We start from the raw sequence: 15,855 nt of genomic DNA on the forward strand, positions 1-15,855 counted from the left end.
CCCCTATTACTATACACGCTCTTTTGAGGCGTTTGAATACCAATTATTCGAAAAAATTTATTTCTTTTTACAAAACGAAAAAAAATTGCACCGAAATCCATATAATCGGTCGCGAATTGCGGCAAGCATAAATTTGATTATTTATATTTGCCCCAAAATGAAAGTTTGGTGGGATTTTACAACTGGAGGTCTTCTGTGAAGATTTTTAAAAGCGTTCTTGCCCTATCTGTACTCCTGACCATGCTTGTCGCATGCGGAGATGAATCCTCTTCTTCTGTTTCGCCGGAACCGGGCGACGATTCTTCGTCTTCAGTTATCCCCGCCTCGAGCGGGGATCTCCAATCCTCGTCTTCTCAAAAGAGTTCCGGCAAGGATAAGTCTTCTTCCTCGATTGAAGAGAAATCTTCTAGCTCTGTAAGTGGCAAGAATAGTAGTTCGTCTGTAGTTGAGTCGAGTAGTTCTGAGTATCTTTTTTGTAACGAAGGTGATCGGGATACGGTTGTAAAGGATTGGGGAATAAAATATTATCGTTGTGAAAATAACGACTGGGTTGTAGATACAATTGTCTATGTTGATTTACCCAAGGTCTACCCCAATATGGACAGTCTCTTTGCTACGGAGTATAGTCCCATCTATAGCGAGTTTGAAGATCCTCGTGATCATCAAGTGTATCGGACGACAATCTTAATAGACCGTAATGGCTCTGATAAAACAATAGAGGTCTTTGCGCAAAATTTGAATTATGGGGCGATGATAGATACTAGCGTACTTGTGCGTGATGACAACAAGGTTGAAAAGTATTGTGATTTAAATGATGAATGGTTTTGTAATAATGGCTGGGGGGGGCAATATGCTTGGAGTGAGGCAATGGGCTTGCCTGCCAAATACGATTCTGTTCTTTGGAAAGATACTGTAGGTGGCGATACCCGTATACATCAGGGAATATGTCCAGAAGGTTGGCATATCATGAATGGTTATGAATGGAAAAATTTTGCATCAACTGCGGGACAAGATCTGGTTTCAAAGGCAAACTGGAAGTTGAATGAACGGTATGTAAATTCCTCTGGAATGTCGGTTCTTTTCAAAATGAGAGCGTATGAACTTAGTTGGATGCAAGCGTATTTCTTGCTCCCTAATGAGTCTAGTGCTATTGGAACTTATGCGGTTACCATTACAGATAAATATGTTTGGTTCGGGGATAATGATCATTTAGGGAAGCATATTCTCTATAGTGTTCGCTGTGTAAAGGATTACTAATCCTTTAATAATCATCTACCAAAAAGTTTAACAAAAAAAATAAGGGCTTTGGGGAAAAGCCCTATGGGAGTTATATATGTCCAAGAAGAACTAAAAGATGTCTAAGAAAAACAATCGCAAAAATTACAAGATCGAGTCTCTTGAACCGCGCCTGCACTAAAGCGACGGCGAATGCCTGGCCGCTAAGCGAACAGTAAAGGCCGAAGGCCGTAATGTGTCCGCGCGCGGAGCAGGCTGAGCCGGAGCGCTGTTTTTTCAGGGATGGAGAAGAGAAGCCGGGGCGTTGCGGGGCGGCGAGCGCCCGCAGAGGGGGTGCTGGAAGACTTGCCTTGGATTCTATCGCTTCACTCCAGAATGACAGGCTCCAGGGTGACAACAAGGCAAGGCTGCAAGCAGGGGGATGCCTCCCCCCCCTCCTAAAAATAATCGCAATTTTGCAATCAATAGATTGCACGCACCAGCCATTTCTTGTTTTATCTTTGGGCAAGAATTAAGGAAATTGCGAAAAATGACAAGACCGCCCACTTTACAACATTTGCACTACAGACACTTTACAAACGCAACCAATTGTTGTATATTTAGAGGTATGAGTACCGTGGTAACAAACATACGAATCGACAAAGAGCTCAAGGCTCAGGCAACCGAACTATTCAACGACTTGGGTTTGACACTCTCCCAAGCGTTTACGGTTTTCCTGAAACAAGCCATTCTGCACCACGGCCTGCCTTTTGCCGTTACAAGACCTCCGTCCAAAGAACTCCTCGAAGCCATCAAGGAAGGCGAAGAACTCGCCCACGATCCTAATGCAAAAACTTACGCTTCGTTCGATGAACTGCTTGAGGAACTGGACATAAAAAAATGAGTTCTAAAGACGGATTCAAGTATAATTTACGGATTACAAGCCGCTTCAAAAAGCACCTTAAACAAATTGCCAAAAGAAACATTGAACACGTCAGCAAGATTGAAGGCGTCGTTAACTCCCTGCAAAAAGGAGAAACTCTTGAAGCTCGATTTAAGGACCATGCTTTAGTCGGAAAATGGAACGGCCATAGGGAATGCCACATTCTTCCCGATCTTTTGTTAATCTACAAAATCGAAGAAAACATTCTTATTCTAGAACTTGTAGACACCGGCTCTCACGCCGATTTATTCGGGAAATAATTACCGCACGCACCTGACCGAGAATCCGAAGTTCTTAGGTTTGGACATGTAGCCAAACGCCATGGATTTACTGGTGAGGTACCACACGCGGGCAGAGCCGGGAGCAACGCCTTCGGAGGAGTCGTCGCTACTCCAGAAGAAGGCGAACTTGGCGGTGTTGCCGTAGGTTTCGTCGTCGAAACGGTTGCCGGCAGGCATGGCCGAAAACTTGAGAGTGTCGTTGCCGTTGGTGTCGCCCGACCAGCCGTAATCGGCCTTGATTAAGTAACCCGCGTTAAAGTCGGCGCCCGCCGCAGTCCAGAGGCTTTCGAAGTCGGCGTGCGTGGGCAAGCGGAACCCGGCGGGGCATGCTTTTTTGGCCGCGTCCCAAGTGTAGAGCCTGCCGTAGACCATGCACTGGTCGTCATCGTCTTTGTAGCAGAAACTGCCCTCGGTTTTGTAATTCAGGTTGTCGCCCAGCCATTCGAGGCCGGCAATTTTGACCGTGCGGTACGTCTGCTTGTCGCGCGGATCCTTGAACTCATTTTTCTTTTTGGATTTAGACGCCGCAAACGCAGAGCCGCAGACAACAAACAAACTAGCAAACAGAATAAACCATTTTTTCATATTAATCCTTTACAGATTATGCCGCTAAAGCGAATTGCCCCACCGGCGTTCTGGATTCGGGCAATGATCCTCATGACCGTCGGGCCACACCCACACTTCATTTTCGAAAGGGCAAGCATCGCATTTGCCCCCGACGGAACAAAGGCCTGCGTCCTGCTCAAAAAACAAGCTGCCCCCGTATTTCACTTTTGACGACCGTAGCGCTCCGGACTGCATTTCCTGCCGAAGCATTTCAAACAGGCGATTATCCACTCCGAACCTTTCTCGTAACGAAGGAGAATTTTTCTCCAAGAATACGACACGATTCCACTTGATGCGGTCAATTCCCAAATTCTCGGCAAAACGTACAATTCCTTTAGCCCATTCAACCGTTGCCATTTCGTTCGCGGCATTTTGCCCATGCAACGTCACCTGCAACGACACTTTCGACAAACCGTTTCCAGTAACATTTTCAGCCCGATTGCGGCACTGCATCAGACGCTCAACGTTTTCGCTCCAAAGCGAATAGGGAAGTCCACCCGTTTCGTAAGAAAGCGTACTGATCTTGATATCCGAGCAGGATCCCAGAAGCCTTTCCATGCCGCTGTCGCTCCCCCACGGACCAGGAAACGACCCGTTTGTCGTCAGGTTCAACTTCAGTGATTTCGCCTCACATACCTGCAACAACTCGTTGAATTTCGAATAAAGTAAAGGTTCCCCCATCGTCGAGGGAATCACTTCGCGCAACAGCCGATTTCCATATTCATCGCATTCCGACGCATACCTTTCAATAGCCGCTCTAGCCACCTTTATAGGCATTTCACCAAAGCGTCCCGTGACACCGCACTGATTCAAAAAACACAGTGGGCAATGCAAGTTGCACAAATCTGGGTTTGTAAGGAGTGTTATTCGCCGCATAGGGAAAAACGACTGAAGCAGGCTAGGCCCAGTTATTCAACCGAAGCCTTACTTCCTATGTTCGCGCAAGTACTTAATCGCAGCAAGTCCCGCCTTTGCACCTTCGCCCACGGCTACGGCGACCTGGAGAGTTCCACCGGTACAATCCCCCGCGGCAAACAATCCGGGAACGGTCGTCTGGAAATCCTTGTCGAGCACGAGCATTCCACCGTCAAATCCGGCACCAGCCTTTTTGGCGAGGTCTGTCGCGCTTGCACTTCCGAGCGCCACGAAAAGTCCGTCAAAATTTTCTTCGGTACCGTCTTCGTAATGAACGCCGCTGAATTGGCCTTCACCCACCAGCGACTGCAAATGGCGTTTTTCGATCCTCACATTTTCAGGGAAAGCTGCAGTTAGTTCCGCCCCGTTCGTCAAGAGCGTCACCGAGTTCACGACCTGCAGGAGTTCCTGCGCCTCGTGAAGGGCATATTCGCCACTTCCAAGAACGGCCACGTTCTTTTTACGGTAGAAGAAAGCGTCACAGACGGCACAGTAGCTCACGCCATGACCTTCGAGTTCGGCCATTCCCGCAATCGGATGCTTGTTACGGGCCGAGCCCGTCGCCATAATGCAGGCCTTTCCACGATATTCACCCGCAATGCCTTTCGCCACAAATTCCGTGCCGTCAAATATCAGATCCGTCACTTCGTCATCGGCAATCTTTGCGCCAAGGTCCAGAGCCTGTTTCTTGCCGACGTTCATCAGGGCTTCGCCCGTAAGCGGCTTTTCCAGGCCATAATAATTCTGGATCATGTGCGCCTTGGCAAGCGCACCACCATCCTTTCCGACCAGCTGCACATTGAGTCCAGCGCGGAGTCCATAGAGTGCGGCAGAAATCCCCGCCGGTCCGTAACCAAGAATTAACATGTCGGACATAAATACCTCTCTGTTTTTTGAGTTCATTCTCTTATCAAGATACAAATTATTTATTTTAAACAAGGTTGTATTGGGAGATTCGAAAGAAGGAACACCATGCAGAGATATACACCGCGCGATATGTTCGTCGAGGCCGGCTACGGCCCCAGTTTTGCAGCTCAACTTATACAAAACGCCTATAGCAAGCTCTTCGAAGGCGATCCTATCAACGAACGGGTTTGCTTCGACGCATCTGAGGACATGAGCTATATCATCGATATCGGCCATGACGACATCCGCTCCGAAGGCATGAGCTATGGAATGTATATCACTGCCCTCACGGGCCACGAGCGCCAGTTCGACAAGTTATGGAACTTCTCAAAGCGTTACCTCCGTAACGATGACGGTCCGCACGTAGGCTACTTTGCCTGGCAAGTTTCCACGACCGACTTTAGCAAGATGGACCCAGGTGCAGCCCCCGACGGCGAGGAATACTTCGCCATGGCACTCCTGATTGCCGCCGAAAAGTTTAATCGACCGGACCTCAAGGACGAAGCTATCGGCCTTATCAACTGGCTACGCAACAAGCCGAACAACGGCATTGTCGGTCCGATCATAGACCCCGAAAACAACCTTGTCAAATTCTCCCCAGTTCTCGGCAACGATTTTACCGACCCGAGCTACAACACGATTGCCTTCTACCGAGCCTTTGCCGAAGCCACCGGCGACGAACGGTGGCTAACGACAGCAGACAAGAGCCTCGAATACCTGCAAAAAGCAGCGCACCCCGTAACAGGGCTTTGCAGCGAATACTCCGAATACGACGGAACCCCGCGCCCCACCCCCTGGTATCCCGAAAGCGGATGCTTCAGCGGCGACGCATGGCGTGTAGCCATGAACCTGAGTCTGGACTACGCGCTGTTCCACGGTCACGAGTGCGAAAAGAATATCTGCGAACGCCTGCTATTCTTCTTTGAAAGCCGTCGTCCGTACCTTGCCGACTACGCCATTGACGGAAGCGACTTTCCACGCCAAGGCCGCAACGCAACGCCGGGAGTCATCGCCATGAACGCAGCGGCCACGCAAGTTCTTCCCGAAGGGGACCCGCTTATCAAGCCGTTCGTGAAAGATCTCGCAGCGCTTTCCGTCCCTTACCGATTCTGGCGCTACTACGACGGCATGCTCTACTTAATCGGCCTTTTGGCTACGGCTGGAAAGATTCGTTTTTAACAATCATCGGTTGGAGTTTTGGGACAAAAAAAGGAATAGAAGATGAACAAATTAAGCAATTTCATACATCCCGCAATTGTCGCGGGGAGTCTAGCAACCGCTTTGTTCTTCGCCGCCTGCGAAGATGTTCGCACCGAGGAATACCCGAGCGGAAAAATTCGAATCCAGTCCACCTACGTCAAGGACAAGAAGGAAGGCCCCGAAAAGGAATTCTACGAAAACGGCAACCTCAAGCGCGAAGCCAACTACGTGAACGACCGTCGCGAAGGTGTAGTCAAGGAATACTACGAAGACGGAACTGTCGAAGCGGAATACAACTACGCCGACGGATACATCGATGGACTCGTCACCCGCTACCACAAGAACGGCAAAATCGCCTCTAAAGCTCAATACAAGCAGAACAAGCAAATCGAATTCGGCGAATACTTCGACGAAAACGGCGAACCTGCTACTAGCGGAAGCTACAAGGACCCGCGCGACGGCTACGCCTACGAATGGATTCGTATTGGCACGCAGCTCTGGACAGCCGAAAACATGAACTACGCGACCGCGTCGGGTTCGCTCTGCGCCCAGTGCAACCACTGGGGACGCCTCTACAATTTTGAAAACGCCAAGAAAGCCTGCCTCGATGGATTCCACATGCCCTCCAAGGAAGAATGGGAAGTGCTACTCACCTATGCCGGCACCAGCAAGCCCGTCGGGATCGTCCTCAAGGCCGGTTACGGCTGGGATCCCATCAAGGGTACCAACAACTACGGCAACGGCAAGGATGAGCTCGGATTCGGCGCCAAGGCCGGCGGTGGACACTTCGCCAACAGTGACGTTCCCCTCAAGGAACGCAAGCTCGAAGGAGCAGGACAAAAGGCTTACTTCTGGACCGCCGAAGGTGAAGTCCTCGTATTCTTCCACGACAAGGACATCGCCAAGTTCGAGAAGTTCAATCCCGAACACGGCGCCAGCCTGCGCTGCCTAAAAGACTAACGGCAGTCATCCTCGACCGAGTGTAACGAGGGAGGGGATCCAAAGAAGCTTTTCAAGCAAAATAATCTGTCTACGGAATCAGACATCTTTTATAAAGCAAAACTCCTCGGCAAAACCGAGGAGTTTTTCAATCACTGGATTCCTCGCCCCTTTGGGGCTTAGAATGACAATTCTTTTTTCAGATTACTTTGTAACCAATTACGTGGTGTATTCAGCGTTAATCTTCACGTAGTCGTAGCTCAAGTCGCAAGTGAATGCGCTCGCACTAGCGTGCCCGATGTTAAGAACGAGCGTTACTTTGTATTCACGCTGGCGGACTACCGCATGCAGAGCCTTCATCTGTTCTTCGTCGAGCTGCACCGGGCGGCCGTTAGACAGCACCTGCACATCGCCGAAGAAAAGGTCCGTATGTTCGGCGACCATGTTGCAGCCGCTGCTGCCTGCACTGCTCAAGATGCGGCCCCAGTTCGGGTCTTCGCCGAACATAGCGCACTTGGCCAAGTTAGACGTACCAATGAAGCGGGCCATGCGCAAAGCCTCTTCGTGGCTTTCGGCCTTTTCGATGCAGAGTTCAATCAGCTTGGTCGCACCTTCACCGTCGCGAACGATATCCTTGGCGAGTTCCTTCATCACAAGCATCAGAGCGGCACGGAATTCACCCTGTTCAGTAAGCGTCAGGTCTTCGTACTTGACGCCGCTCATGCCGTTTGCAAGGAGAATGCAGGTGTCGTTCGTGCTGGTGTCGCCATCGACCGTAATCGCATTGAAGGAATCCGCGATATCGGCGCGGAATTCGGCAAAGAAATCAATCGGGAGAGCCAAGTCCGTGGTAATAAAGGCAAGCATCGTCGCCATATTCGGATGAATCATGCCCGAGCCCTTGCAGGCGCCACCAATCGTCACCACACCCTTTTCAGTCTGGATTTCAACGGCATGGCTCTTAAGCGCAAGGTCAGTCGTGAGGATTGCACGACCAAATTCTTCGGAAGCATCGGCGTGCAGCTTTTCCACAAGCTTCGGAATACCGGCTTCAATCTTGTCCATCGGCATCAGGTGGCCAATCACGCCGGTGCTGCAAACGAGCACACTCTTCGGAGTAAGTTTCAAGGCTTCTTCAGTAAGGGCTGCCATGCGTTCTGCATCGCGGAGACCCTGTTCACCGGTACAAGCGTTTGCGTTACCGCTGTTTACCACTACGGCAGAGGCAAAATGGGCATGTTCAAGGGCAGCCTTGTCATAGAGCACCGGAGCGGCCTTCACCTTGTTCGTTGTAAACACGGCAAAGCAGCGTGCAGCCTTTTCACTCTTCAAAAGCGCCATGTCGGCGTTACCGCTGGCCTTGATACCGGCACAAATTCCAGACGCGGTGAACCCCTTCGGGGAACAGACGCCGCCTTTTTCCAATACAGTGTACATAGAATCTCCTATTGTTTTCTACCTCATAAATTATAGAAAAATGCAACAATGTTGAACACCCCCCACATCTGCCCCGCAAAAAAATTCTAATTTAAGGTCATGGCAAAAACACCCTGTACTAAAGAAACTTACGACAAGCTGGTTGAACGTTACACCTTCCTCAAAAAGGTCGAACGTCCCCGCGTTGTCGATGAAATGGAAGAAGCCCGCAAACAAGGCGACCTGAGCGAAAACGCCGAATACCATGCCGCCAAGGAAATGCTGGCTCATATCGATCTGGAAATTCCCAAACTTGAAGACCAGATTTCCAACGCGATTATCGTTGAATTCGACGCAAACTCCGACACCGTCCGCTTTGGCGCCACCGTCACTGCCAAGAACCTCGCGACCAAGAAAGAAGTGGTCTACCAGTTGGTGAGCCCCGAAGGCGTCGACCCGATGAACGGCAAAATCAGCTTCAAGAGCCCCATGGGCTCCGCATTCATGGGTAAAAAGAAGGGTGAAATCGTCGAAGTCGTGACCCCCAAGGGCAAGAACCGCTTCGAAATCATCGACTTCAAGTAATCTATGATTGTCGCCCTTATCGGTAAGGACCAGTTCTCCAAGGACAAGCACATCGACAGGTTCCTGTCCGAAGCCCTTGGAGACAACGTCAACGACCCGTTTGCCAAACAGGTCGTGTATGCTACCGATATCAACATTCCCTCCGTAGCGAACCTCATCATGGAAAGCTGCGGAACGGTCTCGATGTTCGCTCCGGAACAGGCTGTGGTCGTCCGAAAAGCGAACGAAATGAAAGCGGACGACACCAAGGCACTCGCCAGTTGGCTGAAAAACGCCCCAGACTGCAAACTTTTGCTGGATTTTGACGAACTCAAGGCCACCTCCGAACTCTACAAGGTTCTCCAGAAGGTGGGTACGGTCGCCAAGTACGAAGAACCTCGGCAGTACAAGATGCAGGAATGGATTTCAGCGACTATCCCCAAGTTCTTCGGAAAACCGATTGAACCGGCCGCCAGCCAGTACCTGGCCGACGCCCTCGGCACCGACACCAAGCTCGTCTGTGAAGAAGTCGAGAAAGCGCTCATCTACGCCCCTGACAGTCCAAACATCTCCTACGACCTCGTCAAGACGATGATCACGCCCCGTCGCGAAATTCCGCCTTACGAGATTCTGAATTTCTTCGGGATGCGCGATTCCGTCGGTTATGTGCACAAGCTCCACGAAATCCTCTACGGCAACAAGAACACTGACGCCATTGCGATCGTGAACGCCCTTTACAGCCATGCAGTTGACCTGCTCAACTTTATGATGCTTTCACCGAAGATGGGCGCCGAAGAAGCAGCCAAGGCTCTGGGCAAAAACTACTTCCTTTTCTGCAAGCAGGGCAATGCCCCCGAATGTTGCCGCCGTTGGGGCAAGCCGCTCCTTTGCCGCGTCATTCGCCGTCTTGCAGACCTCAACTATGAATTCAAGAGTTCCAGTTGGACCGTCACAAGTCAGGAACTCGCCCTTGCCGCCCTCGTGGTGAGATAGACTTAGTTGGTAGAACGTAGTTAGTAGAACTTAGAAACCTTTAGCAAATCAAAAAACCTCGAACTTTATGTTCGAGGTTTTCTACTAAGACCTAAGCTCTATCAATCAAACTAGTTCCAGTCTTCCACTTCTTCAGCAGCGGGTTCCGGTGCAGCCGGAGCCTTGGCCGGAGCGGGCTTTGCAGCCGGGGCGGCCTGCGGAGCGGGCTTTGCGGCAGGAGCGCTCTGATCAGAAGGAAGCTTGCCCGTTGCAGGAGGTTCCTTTTCAACCACTTCCGGAGTAGCCATGGAAGGTTCAGAAAGTTCCACATCACCAATGTAGTTGCGGATGATGCGCGGAGTCACGAAGATGATCAGGTCACGCTTTTCAACCTTGTTTCTCGTATACTTGAAGAGGTTACCGAGCAGCGGAATATCCTTGAGGAAGGGCACGCCTGTTTCGCTCTGGGTGTTTTCGTTACGGGTAAGACCACCGATCACGACTGTTTCACCATCTGCCACGACCACCTTGGTCTGAGCTTCCTGCGTACTGATAACCACCTGTCCCTGCGTATCGTAACCATAGGAGTCGTTTTGCGGATGCAGATCCAGCAAGATGCGGTTGTCGCCGGACACGTGCGGAGTCACGGTCAGCTTGATACCCGCTTCCACCAGCTGCGTCGAAGATTCACCGCTATCGTCAATCACGCGGATAGAAATCTTATCGCCCATGTAGACCTTGGCTTCGGTATTGTCGAGCGTCGAGACCTGCGGAGAAGCAAGCACTTCCGTTTCAGCATCACTCATGATATTTGCAATCGCAATCTGGAGGTTGTTATCCAGAAGGCTTGCCGTAATGGCGGTCGGAGCCGGATTGTCAGCCGTAGCACCCACTGCATTCAAGCTACGAGAAGGCAACGAATGGGCGCCCATGCTTGTACGGGTCGTACCTACCCCACCACCGCTAAGACCGTTTGCATCGGAAATGGTTCCCGGAGAAAGAGCCGTAGATCCGGAACGCAGGGCCCAGTCTACGCCAAGTTCACGGGACTTTTCGCTACTCACGACCACGAGCTTAGCCGTAATCATAATCTGCAAAGTTTCCACATCGAGTTCCGTCAGAGCCTTTTCCATCTGTTCGATCTTTCCGTCGGTATCGTAAACGATAATGGAATTCGTTCTTTCGACCGTGGTAATGCGGCCGCGGTTCGACTTCATGCTTTCGAGGACTTTCACCAGTTCTTCGGCCTTCGCATGACGGATGGGGAAATTCTTACGCACGAGCGGAGCATTCTGCTCGGCCTGGGCTTCTTCATCCGCAATTTTCTTCTGTTTTGCCTGGTAGGTGCTAGACCTCTGGATCATAATATACTTGTCTTCGACAACCCAGGTCAAATCGTTCATACCGCAAACGATGTCCAAGGCTTCCTGCCAGGTCTTCTTGGTGATATTCAGGCTCGTCTTGCCCTTGACTTCGGGAGCAAGGATAATATCGATCTGGGCCACCTTGGAAACCGAGTTGAACACGGCGTCGAAACTCATGTCGACAAAACTGAAATCATACAGTTTCGTATTAGGGGCTTTCACCGAACCTTCGGCGGGAGCAGCGATAGATATACCTACCGCCAAGAGAAGAACAGTCAGTATTTTAGTCATATTTTTCACTTTTGACCCCCAAATTTATCGGGAAGACCCATGGTGTAGCGACGGCTCACCCCGAATTCCTGAATCAGGAAGAGGACGTCAGTTTGAGTAATTTTTAAGACCTTTCCATTAAGAATCTTGTCGTCTTCCTTAAGAGTGTAGGAAATCGACGGATTCTTCGTATCGACCAGAATTGCCATCGGCACATCGGATTCCCAAATGATACCGACCAGTTCGACCTGGTTGATGTTGATACCTTCTTCAACAAGTCCCTTGACTTCGACAAACGGATCGCGACGACCGAAGGAGCTGTAGGTCACCTTGTCTTCGTAAAGTCCATCCAGCTGGCTCGTTATGGCCCCCGCATTGACAGCGAGGTTCGTTCCACGATCCAGGTCGACCTGCTTCAGGCGTTCCGCCTGCACCGAGGTCAGTTCGTCATAGAATCCCACGGAACGACGGTTCACGTAACCCACACGGTTGCCGTATTGCACCTTGCGGTAAAGTCCCGTAAGGTCAAGGCTAACCAGGCGGTCGCCGAATACCAGACGCTGCAGGACCTGAGAATTTTCATTGGGTGCGGCATAGAATTCGATTTCATCGGCCACCACGATGAGCTCACGCAACACCGGGCGCAAGTGGAAAGTCTGCGAACCCGAAATAATCTTCTTGCTTTCCTTTTCCAGACGCTTGACGAACACGTCAAAGTCGGGTTTTTCTTCGACAGCCCTCATCCAATCGCGGATAAAGATTCCATCCGGACGGGCACACCACGAAATCAGGCCATCCTTGTTAATGGCATCTTCTGCAACCTGCAAGACCAACACGCCGTCCTGAACCAGCATCACCGGCTTCACAGCAGTCTTCAACTGTATCTTAAGACCGTTCGCACCCCAGGTAACAGACTTCACCAGGGAACCCGAACCAATCCTGAACAGCGGGGACCTCTGAGGACCGGCAAGACCAACCGTAAGGGTATTGTTCTTGTCGGGGCCAGAGACGTTGCGAATATCAATCGGGCTCTCGGCCACCAGGCGGAACTGTTCCATACCGGAGCCCATCAGAACCGTCATTTCCTTCAGGTTCGGGAGCAGGGCGGAAATCTTTCCGCCTTCGTTGATAGCCTTGTCCAGCTGCTTCTGCTGTTCCGCCAAAAGCTTTTCCTGTTCGCGGGCAGCCTTTTCGGCAGCTTTCTTTTCTTCGGCTAGGCGCTTTTTCTCTTCGAGAGCGGCCTTTTCAGCGACCTTCTTTTCTTCAAGAGCCTTCTTCTCGGCAGCCTTCTTCTCGGCGGCTAGGCGCTTCTTTTCTTCGAGAGCGGCCTTTTCAGCAGCCTTCTTATCTTCGATAGCCTTTTGCTCGGCGGCCTTTTTCTCTTCGAGAGCGAGCTTGTCCGCCTGTTTCTTGCGATCGGCAAAAAGCTTGGAAAGCGTCCAGGACTTACCGCCCTTGTTCTTGAACTTGATCAAGAAATTGGACCTGTCCAGACCAATCTCGTTCTTGTCCGTCGTTATCGAGGAGCCCACCGTCATTTCGAACTTAAGGAAGGCAGTCCCCTTGTAAGTATCCTTAACGACACGAACAGACTTGATGAACTTGGAATCGGCATCTACATCAAAGTCGCCTTCACCAAGGGCGAAAGAGGTTCCCGAGAAACCGACCGTCAGCTTTTTGGCAGACGCATTGAACTTTTGATAGAACGACGGCAAATCCTTATCGGATGCAAAGGCAAATACCGTCTGGCATCCCGATGCATCACAGACAAAGCGCACATCCTTAATTTGTGCGGAGTACGAAGCGACCGCAAGCGACATCAGTAAAAGGAGGGACTTGCACTTCATCATTTACCCACCTTCTTGGAAGTGTAAGTGGTCAAGTTGAACGTTGCCGACATGGTAATCGGTGTCCAACCATGGGTTTCCGCTTTCTGAAGTTCTGCGGCAATACCCGAATAACGGCTCAACCTCAGATTAGAAATAGAGGTCGGATACTTAAAGTTCGCTATAGCGGCAAACAAGTTTCCCAACTCATGGTAACCGGAGTTAACCGCAATGGAATAGCGGTTTTCCTTGTAGTGTTCCTTTTCAGCCTGACCTTCGGGATTGAACTTCTGGATAAGCACACCCGTGCTGCGGATTACCGCATAGAGATCCTGCAAGCGGAGGGGAACCTTTTCGTCTTCGGGGAACATGTTCTTCAGTTCCTCGAAATCCTTTTCGGCCTGCACCAGCTCCATTTCAAGACGAGCAAGGTCATGTTTCTTGGCATTGATCTTGTTCAGTTCTGTCTGAGCGGATTCCAGATCTCTTTCAAGAGATTCCCTCTGGTAGACATACGGATCCCACATGTAGTTATACACCAGATGCGCCGCCACCATAATCAACAGGCTAATCGCAATGGCGTATACGTTGCGTTTGTCTTTAAGATCTATCTTACCCATTATCACCCTCCCCAGCATTGAGGTCCTGACGCAGGACAATCTTGATGGTGAAGTTGTAGGCTTCGTCGCCATCGATCTTTGTCGTAGATATGGTGACGAGAGAAACAGACTGGACGCTCACCTGCTTTTCGAGTTTAACCATGTACTCGGCAACCTCGGGGAAGTCCAGCGTGACACCGCGCATTTCCATGTCGAATTCACCCAGCTGGTTGATACTGGTAATCCACATATTCGGCGGCAGCACCGAGGAAATGTTTTCGAACAAAACAACCCAACGCTTCTTGCTCACCTGGATTGACTTGAGCGCGTTGATCTTGGTCGTCACGACGCCCTTCTTTTGTTCTAAATCACTGATCTTGGAAAGCAGCGGACGTTCGCGTTCCACTTCTTCTTGGACACGGCTCAATTCGCTGCTCAAGCTGCCGATTGTCTCGGCGATAAATGTCTGCAACATCAGCACGGCAACAATAGCGACAACAGCCGCCACGGTCGGCCAAATGATACGACGGTCCGTTACCCAGGTAAAATCCTTCTGCTTCTTGCGGAACTCCGGCGGAAGCAGGTTGATGGATATCGCCAAGGCATTCTTAACAGGTTCTTTTTTATTAGACGCCATTAGAACTTCCTCATCGCGAGACCCAATGCAGGGGCATAGATGTTAGACAGCGCAATAGAAATACCACCTTCACCGAACACCTTGGAATCACAGGGAACAAGCCTAAACGGATTCACAGTATCGGTTTCGATTCCGGAACGTTCCTCGATAAAGTCCTTCAGACCGGGAGCGGCGGCACCACCACCACCCAGCAGTATCTTGTTGAGCGGCTTAGAGTCTTCCGAGGAAGAGAAATAGCGGATACCGATGTCGATCTGGGCCATCAGGTCCTCGTATGCCAGTCTAAGCGCGGCTTCCACTTCGGCTTCGGAAAATCCGTCCACCACCGACAGATCGCCCTTACTCAGAATTTCATGGCATTTTTCGGAATCAATACCCAGGTTCATACAGGTCTTGCTGACCACCATGTCCAGCGAACCACCCGCCATGGCACGCATCGAATGGAAAACACCGTCCTGCACAAAGGCAACACTCATCTTCTTTTCGCCCACGTTGAACAAGGCCACGGTCTGATCGCGATCCTTGTCTTCCATGGTAGCCACGTAAGCATTCAACATTCCAAAAATATCGACATCCAGCGCAGCCAGTTTGACTCCCCGGCGGTTGAAGAACTGAGCCCAGGAATCAAGCAGGGCACTTTTGGCGGCCACCACGTTCACCTTGAGTTCATCGTTCTCGCGGGATGAAATTTCGTAGTCAATCACGTTGTCCTGGTCATCGAAGGGCGGACGGGACTGGGCGGTCTGAAGAATAATCGCCGCCTCGTTACCGTTCTTGGGAACCTTCACGGAGATTTTGTCGACCAGAACGCCTCCGGCGCCGGCACCACAATTCACAGAAGCCACAACATCGCAAGAGTCATCAATCGGATGGCGGAGCAACAATTTGTTCAAGGCATCGCTCAAGAGTTCCGCGCCGTCTTTTTCGCGCTGACCATTCTCGTTAGTAGGAGCATCGCCCTCACGCACCTGGATTTCGCCATTGACGATAGAACCATCAGGCACTCGTTCCAGGTCCGCGTCGACCACAATCTTGTTCCCGCTGGCCCCGTGCAAGACCTTGACGTACTTGATGCTGTAATGACCAACATCAATACCGACCGTCTCGCGCATGCCGCGGATTTTTGAAATCAATCCTAAAGCCAAAGTAAACTCCGATTGTAAAACATTTCCTTACTAATTCTACCTTTATAATAGACGAAT

Annotated in this window: 16 protein-coding genes; 7 read left to right on the forward strand and 9 right to left on the reverse strand. The window is 50.8% G+C overall.

Annotation, left to right across the window (positions count from 1 at the left end; genetic code table 11):
• Window positions 1-195 precede the first annotated feature (195 nt).
• The 3 genes from BUA93_RS03130 (at window position 196) to BUA93_RS03145 (ending at window position 2,418) form a co-directional block, all read left to right on the forward strand.
• Window positions 196-1,257, forward strand: coding sequence for an FISUMP domain-containing protein (locus tag BUA93_RS03130; RefSeq protein WP_072977378.1), 1,062 nt, complete (start codon window positions 196-198; stop codon window positions 1,255-1,257).
• 586 nt (window positions 1,258-1,843) lie between these two features.
• Window positions 1,844-2,119 (forward strand): type II toxin-antitoxin system RelB/DinJ family antitoxin, encoded by a 276-nt coding sequence (locus BUA93_RS03140; RefSeq protein WP_072977381.1) that lies wholly within the window; start codon window positions 1,844-1,846, stop codon window positions 2,117-2,119.
• Window positions 2,116-2,418 (forward strand): type II toxin-antitoxin system YafQ family toxin, encoded by a 303-nt coding sequence (locus tag BUA93_RS03145; protein WP_072977382.1) that lies wholly within the window; start codon window positions 2,116-2,118, stop codon window positions 2,416-2,418. The genes BUA93_RS03140 and BUA93_RS03145 overlap by 4 nt, the downstream gene beginning before the upstream one ends.
• Here the strand turns inward: BUA93_RS03145 and BUA93_RS03150 are convergent, their stop codons facing one another.
• From BUA93_RS03150 to BUA93_RS03160, 3 genes are all read right to left on the reverse strand, one after another.
• Window positions 2,419-3,024 (reverse strand): fibrobacter succinogenes major paralogous domain-containing protein, encoded by a 606-nt coding sequence (locus BUA93_RS03150; RefSeq protein ID WP_083597103.1) that lies wholly within the window; start codon window positions 3,022-3,024, stop codon window positions 2,419-2,421.
• 24 nt (window positions 3,025-3,048) lie between these two features.
• Window positions 3,049-3,810, reverse strand: a complete 762-nt coding sequence (locus BUA93_RS03155; RefSeq protein ID WP_139257733.1) for a hypothetical protein — start codon at window positions 3,808-3,810, stop codon at window positions 3,049-3,051.
• 159 nt (window positions 3,811-3,969) lie between these two features.
• Window positions 3,970-4,836 carry an NAD(P)/FAD-dependent oxidoreductase gene (locus tag BUA93_RS03160; RefSeq protein WP_072977387.1) on the reverse strand — a complete coding sequence of 289 codons (867 nt, stop codon included), beginning with the start codon at window positions 4,834-4,836 and terminating at the stop codon, window positions 3,970-3,972.
• Window positions 4,837-4,932: 96 nt separating this feature from the next.
• Between BUA93_RS03160 and BUA93_RS03165 the strand changes: the two genes are divergently transcribed.
• Window positions 4,933-6,045 (forward strand): glycosyl hydrolase family 8, encoded by a 1,113-nt coding sequence (locus BUA93_RS03165; RefSeq protein ID WP_072977389.1) that lies wholly within the window; start codon window positions 4,933-4,935, stop codon window positions 6,043-6,045.
• 42 nt (window positions 6,046-6,087) lie between these two features.
• Window positions 6,088-7,026: an FISUMP domain-containing protein gene (locus tag BUA93_RS03170; protein ID WP_072977390.1), complete on the forward strand. Its 939-nt coding sequence runs from the start codon at window positions 6,088-6,090 to the stop codon at window positions 7,024-7,026.
• 198 nt (window positions 7,027-7,224) lie between these two features.
• Here the strand turns inward: BUA93_RS03170 and argJ are convergent, their stop codons facing one another.
• Window positions 7,225-8,442, reverse strand: a complete 1,218-nt coding sequence (argJ, locus tag BUA93_RS03175) for a bifunctional glutamate N-acetyltransferase/amino-acid acetyltransferase ArgJ (RefSeq protein WP_072977391.1) — start codon at window positions 8,440-8,442, stop codon at window positions 7,225-7,227.
• Window positions 8,443-8,541: 99 nt separating this feature from the next.
• Between argJ and greA the strand changes: the two genes are divergently transcribed.
• Both greA and holA read left to right on the forward strand, forming a co-directional pair.
• A complete protein-coding gene (gene greA / locus BUA93_RS03180) occupies window positions 8,542-9,006 on the forward strand; it encodes a transcription elongation factor GreA (protein ID WP_072977393.1) in 465 nt (154 codons plus the stop codon).
• 3 nt (window positions 9,007-9,009) lie between these two features.
• Window positions 9,010-9,978 carry a DNA polymerase III subunit delta gene (gene holA, locus BUA93_RS03185; RefSeq protein ID WP_072977394.1) on the forward strand — a complete coding sequence of 323 codons (969 nt, stop codon included), beginning with the start codon at window positions 9,010-9,012 and terminating at the stop codon, window positions 9,976-9,978.
• A gap of 110 nt (window positions 9,979-10,088) precedes the next feature.
• On the opposite strand, the gene pilQ is transcribed toward holA, so the two are convergent.
• Genes pilQ through pilM form a run of 5 tightly spaced genes read right to left on the reverse strand, consistent with a single transcriptional unit; the run spans window position 10,089 to window position 15,798 of the window.
• A complete protein-coding gene (gene pilQ / locus BUA93_RS03190) occupies window positions 10,089-11,612 on the reverse strand; it encodes a type IV pilus secretin PilQ (RefSeq protein ID WP_254793861.1) in 1,524 nt (507 codons plus the stop codon).
• 5 nt (window positions 11,613-11,617) lie between these two features.
• Entirely contained in the window at window positions 11,618-13,441 is a 1,824-nt protein-coding gene (locus tag BUA93_RS03195) for a hypothetical protein (protein ID WP_254793827.1), read from the reverse strand.
• Window positions 13,438-14,037 (reverse strand): type IV pilus inner membrane component PilO, encoded by a 600-nt coding sequence (locus BUA93_RS03200; RefSeq protein WP_072977396.1) that lies wholly within the window; start codon window positions 14,035-14,037, stop codon window positions 13,438-13,440. The genes BUA93_RS03195 and BUA93_RS03200 overlap by 4 nt, the downstream gene beginning before the upstream one ends.
• On the reverse strand, window positions 14,030-14,653 hold the full coding sequence (locus BUA93_RS03205; RefSeq protein ID WP_072977398.1) for a PilN domain-containing protein: 624 nt from the start codon (window positions 14,651-14,653) through the stop codon (window positions 14,030-14,032). Before BUA93_RS03205 ends, BUA93_RS03200 begins: the two co-directional genes overlap by 8 nt.
• On the reverse strand, window positions 14,653-15,798 hold the full coding sequence (gene pilM, locus BUA93_RS03210) for a pilus assembly protein PilM (protein WP_072977400.1): 1,146 nt from the start codon (window positions 15,796-15,798) through the stop codon (window positions 14,653-14,655). Before pilM ends, BUA93_RS03205 begins: the two co-directional genes overlap by 1 nt.
• Between the last annotated feature and the right edge of the window lie 57 nt (window positions 15,799-15,855).

It is taken from the genome of Fibrobacter sp. UWH4, from assembly GCF_900142475.1.
Classification (GTDB): Bacteria; Fibrobacterota; Fibrobacteria; order Fibrobacterales; family Fibrobacteraceae; genus Fibrobacter.

Bases quoted from the DNA above. Each gene is read 5' to 3' on its own strand.
- BUA93_RS03150 (WP_083597103.1), bottom strand. From the start codon at position 3,024: ATGAAAAAATGGTTTATTCTGTTTGCTAGTTTGTTTGTTGTCTGCGGC.
- BUA93_RS03140 (WP_072977381.1), top strand. From the start codon at position 1,844: ATGAGTACCGTGGTAACAAACATACGAATCGACAAAGAGCTCAAGGCT.
- pilQ (WP_254793861.1), bottom strand. From the start codon at position 11,612: ATGACTAAAATACTGACTGTTCTTCTCTTGGCGGTAGGTATATCTATC.
- BUA93_RS03205 (WP_072977398.1), bottom strand. From the start codon at position 14,653: ATGGCGTCTAATAAAAAAGAACCTGTTAAGAATGCCTTGGCGATATCC.
- BUA93_RS03200 (WP_072977396.1), bottom strand. From the start codon at position 14,037: ATGGGTAAGATAGATCTTAAAGACAAACGCAACGTATACGCCATTGCG.
- BUA93_RS03145 (WP_072977382.1), top strand. From the start codon at position 2,116: ATGAGTTCTAAAGACGGATTCAAGTATAATTTACGGATTACAAGCCGC.
- holA (WP_072977394.1), top strand. From the start codon at position 9,010: ATGATTGTCGCCCTTATCGGTAAGGACCAGTTCTCCAAGGACAAGCAC.
- BUA93_RS03160 (WP_072977387.1), bottom strand. From the start codon at position 4,836: ATGTCCGACATGTTAATTCTTGGTTACGGACCGGCGGGGATTTCTGCC.
- greA (WP_072977393.1), top strand. From the start codon at position 8,542: ATGGCAAAAACACCCTGTACTAAAGAAACTTACGACAAGCTGGTTGAA.
- BUA93_RS03195 (WP_254793827.1), bottom strand. From the start codon at position 13,441: ATGATGAAGTGCAAGTCCCTCCTTTTACTGATGTCGCTTGCGGTCGCT.
- BUA93_RS03165 (WP_072977389.1), top strand. From the start codon at position 4,933: ATGCAGAGATATACACCGCGCGATATGTTCGTCGAGGCCGGCTACGGC.
- argJ (WP_072977391.1), bottom strand. From the start codon at position 8,442: ATGTACACTGTATTGGAAAAAGGCGGCGTCTGTTCCCCGAAGGGGTTC.
- BUA93_RS03170 (WP_072977390.1), top strand. From the start codon at position 6,088: ATGAACAAATTAAGCAATTTCATACATCCCGCAATTGTCGCGGGGAGT.